Genomic DNA, 7,198 nt, shown 5'->3' on the forward strand with positions numbered 1-7,198 from the left:
ATAATTCTTTCTCACCGGTATTGCCATTGACCTGTACTGAAGCACAAGCCCCTTTATTCGCTTCACAGAAAGTTAAAAAATCCTTGGTTTCAGGTGGTAAAGGAGATATCCATGACCCCTCTAAAGGTAGCTCCCCCCATAAGTCATCAAAATGTAACAAGCCAGACCAATCACTTGGAATCTGATAAAAGGCTTGATTTGGATCATTGCTATTCCATACCTGCAAAAAACTCCAGGCAACAACATCCGCTTTATTAAATTGGGCCACCATTGCAGGATTGCTGACATAAGATAATTTACCGTAAGGCTGGCCATTTTTATAAGCACCATCATACTCATAAGGATTTTCGCCATACATAGACCAACTAGTGGTATATAAAGTTAGCGATGCTTGTGCCGCCACAGGTAACAGAGCAGAAACCAAGGCCAGCAAAGTCAATTTTTTAAACATTTGCATAAACTCTCCAACAATTATTGATGGTCAAATTTTAACTTTCTCGCTTCTCCTCTAACCACTGTCATTTTTGACAGGGGCTATAAAGTCAGTAATTGTTCCGCGAGCGCCTTTGCTAAGGCTTGATATTTATTTTTAACCGCTAATTTTTATTTATTTTTTGAATGTGAAAATTAATGGTTCTTTCACTTAACTCAAGCTGTTGCGCTATCTCTTTTACGGAATATTCTTTAGCAATAAGTAATAAACATTGAATTTCCCGCTGTGTTAGACGAAAGAACTGATTTGGGGATACGTCCTCAAGAAGATGAGTCTGGATGTAGTGGTAATAATGATGAGCTGCCACGAAGAACTCATACTGCGCCTGCGCTTGTTGCAGATTACTTTGTTCATTTTGCATCTGTACTAGTAACAAAACCGCAAAATTATTATGAGGTCCATGAATGGGTATAGATAAACCGGATTCAGCACCAAAAGCAATCGAATCTAACCGCATTTTGCGTTCTGACTCAGAAGTTGCCTGGGCAAGTTGCTGTTCTAAATTCCAATAAATAGGTAAATGGTTGTTATAAACAAAGCTTAAAGTACTATCGATGTCATTATACTGCTCTTCAAGATAATGCTTATGCCAGACTCTAAAATTCGCTGAAGACATATCGTATTTTAATTTATTGGCTGAATTGGGATGATAGGCATAATAGGTAAAAGAAAAGGTGTTAACTCCTTTATTAGCTAAATAACGACTTAAAGCCTCATCACATTCAGTGATGCCATTGGCCTGCACCAATTCATTTTCCAATCGTATTAGCAAATTATCCATCCTGATTCATCCGCCAGTAAGTCATCATGACAAGAAGAATATTGGATAGAAAGATATAAAAGAAAAACCAGCTATAACCAAGTGCTTGTTCCAGTAGTCCACTGAAAGCACCAAAAAACATAACTCAACGCCATGATAGCTGTACAAAGAGTATACATAGACATGGGATAAATACCTTTATTCGCAACAGCTAAAAGATATCCCATATAGCAACCATTGACTAAGCCAAAGATTAGCTGATTAACCAAAATGACTGCGTAAATAAAGTAAATATTGTGCTCATCGAAAGAGAGAAAAAAGAACAACACATGCCCCATCATTAAAAGGATTGTTGTATTCTTTAAGCAATCTGCCAACTTATAACGGCTAATTAAAAGACCAGAAATAAAAACACCACTCATTAAAGAAAAGGATCCGCCAATACCATAAACTGCTGCAAATTGAGATAAAGAAAGAGCTATCCCCATTTTATCAAGCAGAAATAAAGGAATCATTTTTTGCATTTGAGCATCAGAAAAATTATATAAAATAAAACAACAGCGCGGGGTACAATTCACGTTTACAAAGCAAACTCTTACAAATGGCGAGATAGTTGCTTGGAGACGTTTGACGAGTGTAAGCTGCTTTTTCTGGTATTTTAATCCAATGATAGAGAGCAAATAGTAAGACGATTAGACTGAGACTAGAAAAAAGAGACTCCAGACATTAACCTCATACTCTATGGCCAATCGACCAGCTAAAACCAATAATCCTCCTTTTATAAACAGGCGCCCAAATTGATAAAAATAGTCCGTAATGGTACGTATTTTTTGCCTATGTTCATCCAAATTAAGCAAATAAAGACCATCTGTCACAATATCATGAAGTGCTGAAAAAAAGCCAAACAAATAAAAAGTAATATACTAATAAATAAGAAATTGGCTTTATTAATACTAATTGCTAGAAGCAGGAATACAAAAGCTATGAATGTCTGACTAAAGATAGTTAACTTTTTCTTACTGGCTATTTTCTCCAAAAAAGGCGCAAATACTGGCTTGCTAACCCAGGGTAAGATTAATAGACTGCTGATTAATGTCGAGTGGTAATTATCCACTCCTTGTTGTTGGTAGACCAGCATAGCAACCACACCCACTACAAAATAGGGAATACTTTGTAAAAAATATAAGCTTGCTATCCATTGATAAGCTTTTTGAGTTGATACAGACATATCCTGCTCATAGATGGCCACCAAACGCCAAATTGTACACCAAATAACCATAATTGAAAATATTAATGCTTTTTGACTTTATCTAACGTGGGTTCAATATATAACGTCACTTTGGGTGCACTAGGTATAATGCAAGGGATCGGAGCTGCAGGTAGTACATTAATTAGTAGGTTTATTGTCACCGGATTTTGTTTTAAACTCGCATTTATTGTCTTGACCCTTTTTGACATCTTGGCCTTACTAATATTCTTTTCTATATGCCTGAAAGCAAAGATTATCCCATGGAGAAGGTAGTAAGTAATGTGGAATAATTTATCCTCTGTTCCATTACCAATCGCATTACTATTGCTAGTTTTTATTTAACTGCTGTCAGAAAAGTCGGACGCTTTGTATTGCCGATCTGGTTAATTGTTACAATGGCAGCCTTAATCGTACTAATAACCGGCCATATTACTCCACTTCAAGCAGTTAACTCCGTTGATTTCAATATTATTTTTTACTTACTTGGTGTGTTTATCATTGGTTCAGCTCTGGAACAAAGCAACTATCTAGAGCAGGTTATGCTCCATTTATTTAAATGGGCGCATACTGGTAGCCAATTATTGGCAATCCTGATATTGTTTAGCGGATTCAGCACTATGCTATTAATGAATGATACTATTGCGATTGTTGGTGCACCCGCAATTTTATTGCTATGTAAAAAAACAAACATCTCTCCTTTACCATTATTGTTGGCATTAGCCTATACCTTAACTCTAAGCAGTGTAACCAGTCCAATTGCCAACCCGCAAAATCTATTAATAGCCAATCAGATCAATACCCCTTTTGTTCATTTTTTTCATTCTCTGTTGCTTCCTACATTATTAAATGGCGTGATTTTATTTATTTATTTAAGACTCTGTTTCCATCAGCAGCTTTCCACTATACAGCGAATTGAAGAGCCCCATCTCAATGTAGATAAAAATTTAGCTAAGTTGGCAAAGTTAGCAGTGATTATATTGTTCCTGTTTATCTGTGTACAAATTACCTTAAGCCTTTTTAACCCAGAATGGCATATTGCATTTAGTATCATTGCACTTGTAAGTGCTAGCCCCATTATACTGAAACATCGTCAACGGCTGAGTTTAATTCAAAGTATTGACTGGCATACTTTGCTATTTTTTATCAGCCTGTTTATCTTTATTGAGTCAGTCTGGTTAACTAACTACTTCCAGACATTCTTCACCAACCTCAATTTGCAATTAACTCATCCTCTAACGATAACTGGTGTCAGTTTATTATTAAGTCAATTGATTTCCAATGTTCCTTTAGTAATCTTGTATTTACCATTCTTGCAGAATGGACCAGTCGACTCGTATATGATTTTAGCTATGGCGAGTACTATGGCAGGTAATCTATTTATCTTAGGTGCAGCTAGCAATATCATCATTATTCAAAACGTGGAAAAAAGAGGAGAGAAAGCGTTTACATTTGCGCAATTCAGTTTATTTGGTATACCGCTGTGTTTATTGCAAGTGGCTGTTTATTTGTTATTCATTAGCTGATGATGATCTTAGGTACACCAGGGAAAAAACAAGTAAAAAGAATAGATGTTCTCAAGTGGTGTACTGTAAAAAATTAACTCTCGACTCTCGAAATCATTGAGAATAAAAAGCTATTAAGTTAAGTTGAAAAGCCAAGGAAGCTAACCAGCTTGGTCAAACACTTCAGCAAGCTTAGCTAGTACGGCATCTACCTTAACCAATTTCATTGTGTCCTCACCATGAGCATGAGTACCCCATACATTGGTTTCCGGTGTTTTTTTCAGAATAGTCGTGACAGCCTCAGGGTAACAATCAACGGCCAAATGCCTATAGGTATAAGGTCCAGATACCGAAGAAGAAGTCACTGCATGTAAAGCAACGACAGGCGTACCCACTGCCGCAGCCATATGAGAAGGCCCCGTATCAGGACACAATAATGCTTGCGCCTGACTTATTACAGCAAGCAATTGTTTAGGTTTTGTTTTACCGACTAAATCAACGCAAGGAACTTCCTTCATTATTGCATCAGCCAGACGTCTATCATACTCACCCGGCCCTCCCGTTAGAACTACTTGCACCTGCCAACGTTTTTTTGCCTCTTTTATCACGTCGATATAACGCTCAACCAACCAACTCCGTTCAGGTTTACTGGCAGCAGGATTGACGAGTAAAACAGGTCCTTGAGTCGGCAGATGGGCACGTGCCCACTCCTGCTCTTCCTCACCGATAGGGAGATCCCAACGCAAACCACTTTGCTCTAACCCAAGCACCTCAGCAAATTTTAAAAACTATCTAAAGTGTGATCATTCCCAGGCTTGATGGCTTCACTAATAAACCATCCATGTCCATCTTTAGCACGTAACTTGTCATAGCCGATTTTTCGAGTTGCCCGAATCAGCGGGTATAGTAAATTTGCCCGAAAACTTGCCTGAGTAGCTAATAAAACATCAAACTTTCTACCTGCCAACTGCTTCTTAAAATGCCAATAATCAGCAAGACTATTGGGTTTATTGATCACAATAAACTCAACACCATCCATCCCTTCCACCAAATCATAGGCCGGGCGCGAAATAACCCAGGTGAGAGCAGCATCAGGTAATTTTGCTTGTAAGAGACGTACCAAAGGAACAAGCATCAAAACATCGCCCAATGCCGATAAACGTACAATGCAAATGGATTTAATCATTTTCTAATACAAAGCGTGAGCCACAATAAGGACAAACTTCAGTACCTGTTTTTTCGATTGGCAAATAAACTTTCGGATGAGCATTCCATAGTGCCATTTCATCAGTCGGACAACTCAAGGGTAAATCTTGTCGACGTACAACATAATTCTTTTTAGCGCACGCGAGTTGTTCTTTTTTGCTGACATCGCTTTCTCCCCCCAACAAACTCAATCATTTTTTGTTGTATTATCCAATATTTCGTTAATGAGTGCCATGATTTCACTACCTGTTGACGAATTTTCACAAGCAAAAAAAGTAGCCTCCTGCCAATGACGTAACCAGGTTAACTGCCTTTTAGCCAGCTGGCGTGTTGCCACAACACCCTTATGTCGTAGGGTTTCGAAATCAAAATTACCAGCCAGATAATCCAATACCTGACGGTAGCCGACACTGCGCATCGCAGGGCAAGACGGCGACAACTGCCATTTTTGCAGCAATTGCTCCACTTCATTCACAAAACCTTGTTCGAGCATTTGCTCAAAACGTATGGCTATCCTTTTATGCAACCAGGCTCTGTTCTCAGGAAACAAAATCAGGTTCACAAATCGATAAGCTAATGCCTCTTTCTGTTCAGACCAAAAGGATGATAAAGGGTTTCCGCTTATCTGATAAACTTCCAAGGCACGTTGAATTCGCTGGGTATCATTGGGATGAATTCTTGCTGCCGATAAAGGATCAATTTGCATCAATTGCTGATGTAAATATGCCCAACCGTGCTGTTCTGCCTGCTGTAATAATGAGGCACGAATCATTTCATTCGCTTTAGGTAAAGTTGATAAGCCCTGCTGCAAGGCATTAAAATACATCATCGTCCCTCCCACAAGTAAAGGGATTTTTCCTCGCTTAAAAATGGCACTACTGAGAGTAAACACATCCGTACAAAACTGCGCGGCAGAATAGCTTTCTGGCGGATCAATGATATCAATCAGATGGTGCGGAACCTGTAATAATTCTTCCTGACTAGGTTTGGCGGTACCAATATTCATTTCCCTGTAGATCATCGCAGAATCAACGCTGATAATTTCAAAAGGAAAATGCTTTATCAATTCACTGGCTAACGCTGTTTTTCCAGAGGCAGTGGGCCCCATTAAACAAAAAAGGATTTCAGGCATTTAGCAAATTCTCACATAATGCAGTAGATAATTGTTTGCACCAAACAGGCAACTCCTTTGCACTATACAACGTTTGCAGATAGGCACATAAGATCTCGGTTTCTTCTGGTAAAACTTGGTGCGCATTAAACAATTGGCATAAACTCAACAGATCGAGCAACTGTTGATTTGTAGGCGAACTCGACTTAAAAACGAATGCAAGGAAGCGTTTAATATCAAGATGTGGCACAGCAATTGGCAAAGAGCGAACCAACATCGCATTTTCGCCAGCCAAATCCACTTCTATCCCTACTTGATGCAATGATTGGCGATAATGATTGACCTCATCCAGGCTGAGTTGGTTCATGGGGTAGCTAATAGGTACCAAAAGTGGGCGGTTAGCTAAAGGCAACGACTCCTGCGCCAATATGGATAATAGCCAATGACGTTGTAATTTCTCGATATCCACTAAATAAGGCTGTTCTTGTATAAAGATTAATGCATAAGCTGCATTTAAGGTGATCCAGCGATTTGTCACTGCAACATGTTGCCCAATGTGGTTGATTGGCAAAGGTAAGGGTAGATAGGTTTCATGAATTTGCTGTCCTGTTGTGTTTTCTTGCACAGATGGCTGTTGGTAATTACAGGATATTCTTGGCACTGCCAACGCTTGCTGAATTTGGGACGTGATAAAGTCGTGTATCAGGCGCGGTTGTTGAAAACGCACTTCATGCTTAGTAGGATGAACATTAACATCTACCTCCGCTGGATTTAATGTCAGGTACAACAAACAAGCCGGATACCGACCTGGATACAGCAAACTTTCATAAGATTGTTTAATAGCATGATTTAACAATTTATCTCTAACCATACGGGC

General features: G+C 38.9%; 7 protein-coding genes and 3 pseudogenes. 1 reads left to right on the top strand and 9 read right to left on the bottom strand.

Annotation, left to right across the window (positions count from 1 at the left end; genetic code table 11):
* From BN58_RS26920 to BN58_RS35215, 5 genes and pseudogenes are all read right to left on the bottom strand, one after another.
* Nucleotides 1-457 (bottom strand): annotated as a pseudogene (locus BN58_RS26920) (glycoside hydrolase family 18 protein); the annotation flags it as partial.
* 139 nt (nucleotides 458-596) lie between these two features.
* The gene (locus BN58_RS26925; RefSeq protein WP_019218026.1) at nucleotides 597-1,274 is read right to left on the bottom strand and encodes a helix-turn-helix transcriptional regulator; all 678 of its coding nucleotides are present in this window, start codon (nucleotides 1,272-1,274) and stop codon (nucleotides 597-599) included.
* Nucleotides 1,275-1,345: 71 nt separating this feature from the next.
* Entirely contained in the window at nucleotides 1,346-1,777 is a 432-nt protein-coding gene (locus BN58_RS35205; RefSeq protein ID WP_232220764.1) for an MFS transporter, read from the bottom strand.
* Nucleotides 1,778-1,945: 168 nt separating this feature from the next.
* Nucleotides 1,946-2,128, bottom strand: a complete 183-nt coding sequence (locus BN58_RS35210) for a hypothetical protein (RefSeq protein WP_019218027.1) — start codon at nucleotides 2,126-2,128, stop codon at nucleotides 1,946-1,948.
* The gene (locus BN58_RS35215) at nucleotides 2,125-2,532 is read right to left on the bottom strand and encodes an MFS transporter (RefSeq protein ID WP_026069592.1); all 408 of its coding nucleotides are present in this window, start codon (nucleotides 2,530-2,532) and stop codon (nucleotides 2,125-2,127) included. The genes BN58_RS35210 and BN58_RS35215 overlap by 4 nt, the downstream gene beginning before the upstream one ends.
* Nucleotides 2,533-2,873: 341 nt before the next feature.
* Between BN58_RS35215 and BN58_RS18040 the strand changes: the two genes are divergently transcribed.
* Nucleotides 2,874-4,025 carry an SLC13 family permease gene (locus BN58_RS18040; RefSeq protein ID WP_156812625.1) on the top strand — a complete coding sequence of 384 codons (1,152 nt, stop codon included), beginning with the start codon at nucleotides 2,874-2,876 and terminating at the stop codon, nucleotides 4,023-4,025.
* 140 nt (nucleotides 4,026-4,165) lie between these two features.
* Here the strand turns inward: BN58_RS18040 and BN58_RS26935 are convergent.
* The 4 genes and pseudogenes from BN58_RS26935 to BN58_RS26940 form a co-directional block, all read right to left on the bottom strand.
* Nucleotides 4,166-5,139, bottom strand: a pseudogene (locus BN58_RS26935) (glycosyltransferase family 9 protein).
* A gap of 43 nt (nucleotides 5,140-5,182) precedes the next feature.
* Nucleotides 5,183-5,401, bottom strand: a complete 219-nt coding sequence (locus tag BN58_RS18050; RefSeq protein WP_019218029.1) for a zinc-finger domain-containing protein — start codon at nucleotides 5,399-5,401, stop codon at nucleotides 5,183-5,185.
* On the bottom strand, nucleotides 5,398-6,342 hold the full coding sequence (gene miaA / locus BN58_RS18055; protein ID WP_019218030.1) for a tRNA (adenosine(37)-N6)-dimethylallyltransferase MiaA: 945 nt from the start codon (nucleotides 6,340-6,342) through the stop codon (nucleotides 5,398-5,400). Before miaA ends, BN58_RS18050 begins: the two co-directional genes overlap by 4 nt.
* Nucleotides 6,335-7,198, bottom strand: a pseudogene (locus tag BN58_RS26940) (DNA mismatch repair endonuclease MutL); the annotation flags it as partial. The pseudogene BN58_RS26940 and the gene miaA, both read right to left, overlap by 8 nt.

Origin of the sequence: Legionella tunisiensis, assembly GCF_000308315.1 — a bacterium.
In the GTDB taxonomy this organism is placed as follows: Bacteria; Pseudomonadota; Gammaproteobacteria; order Legionellales; family Legionellaceae; genus Tatlockia; species Tatlockia tunisiensis.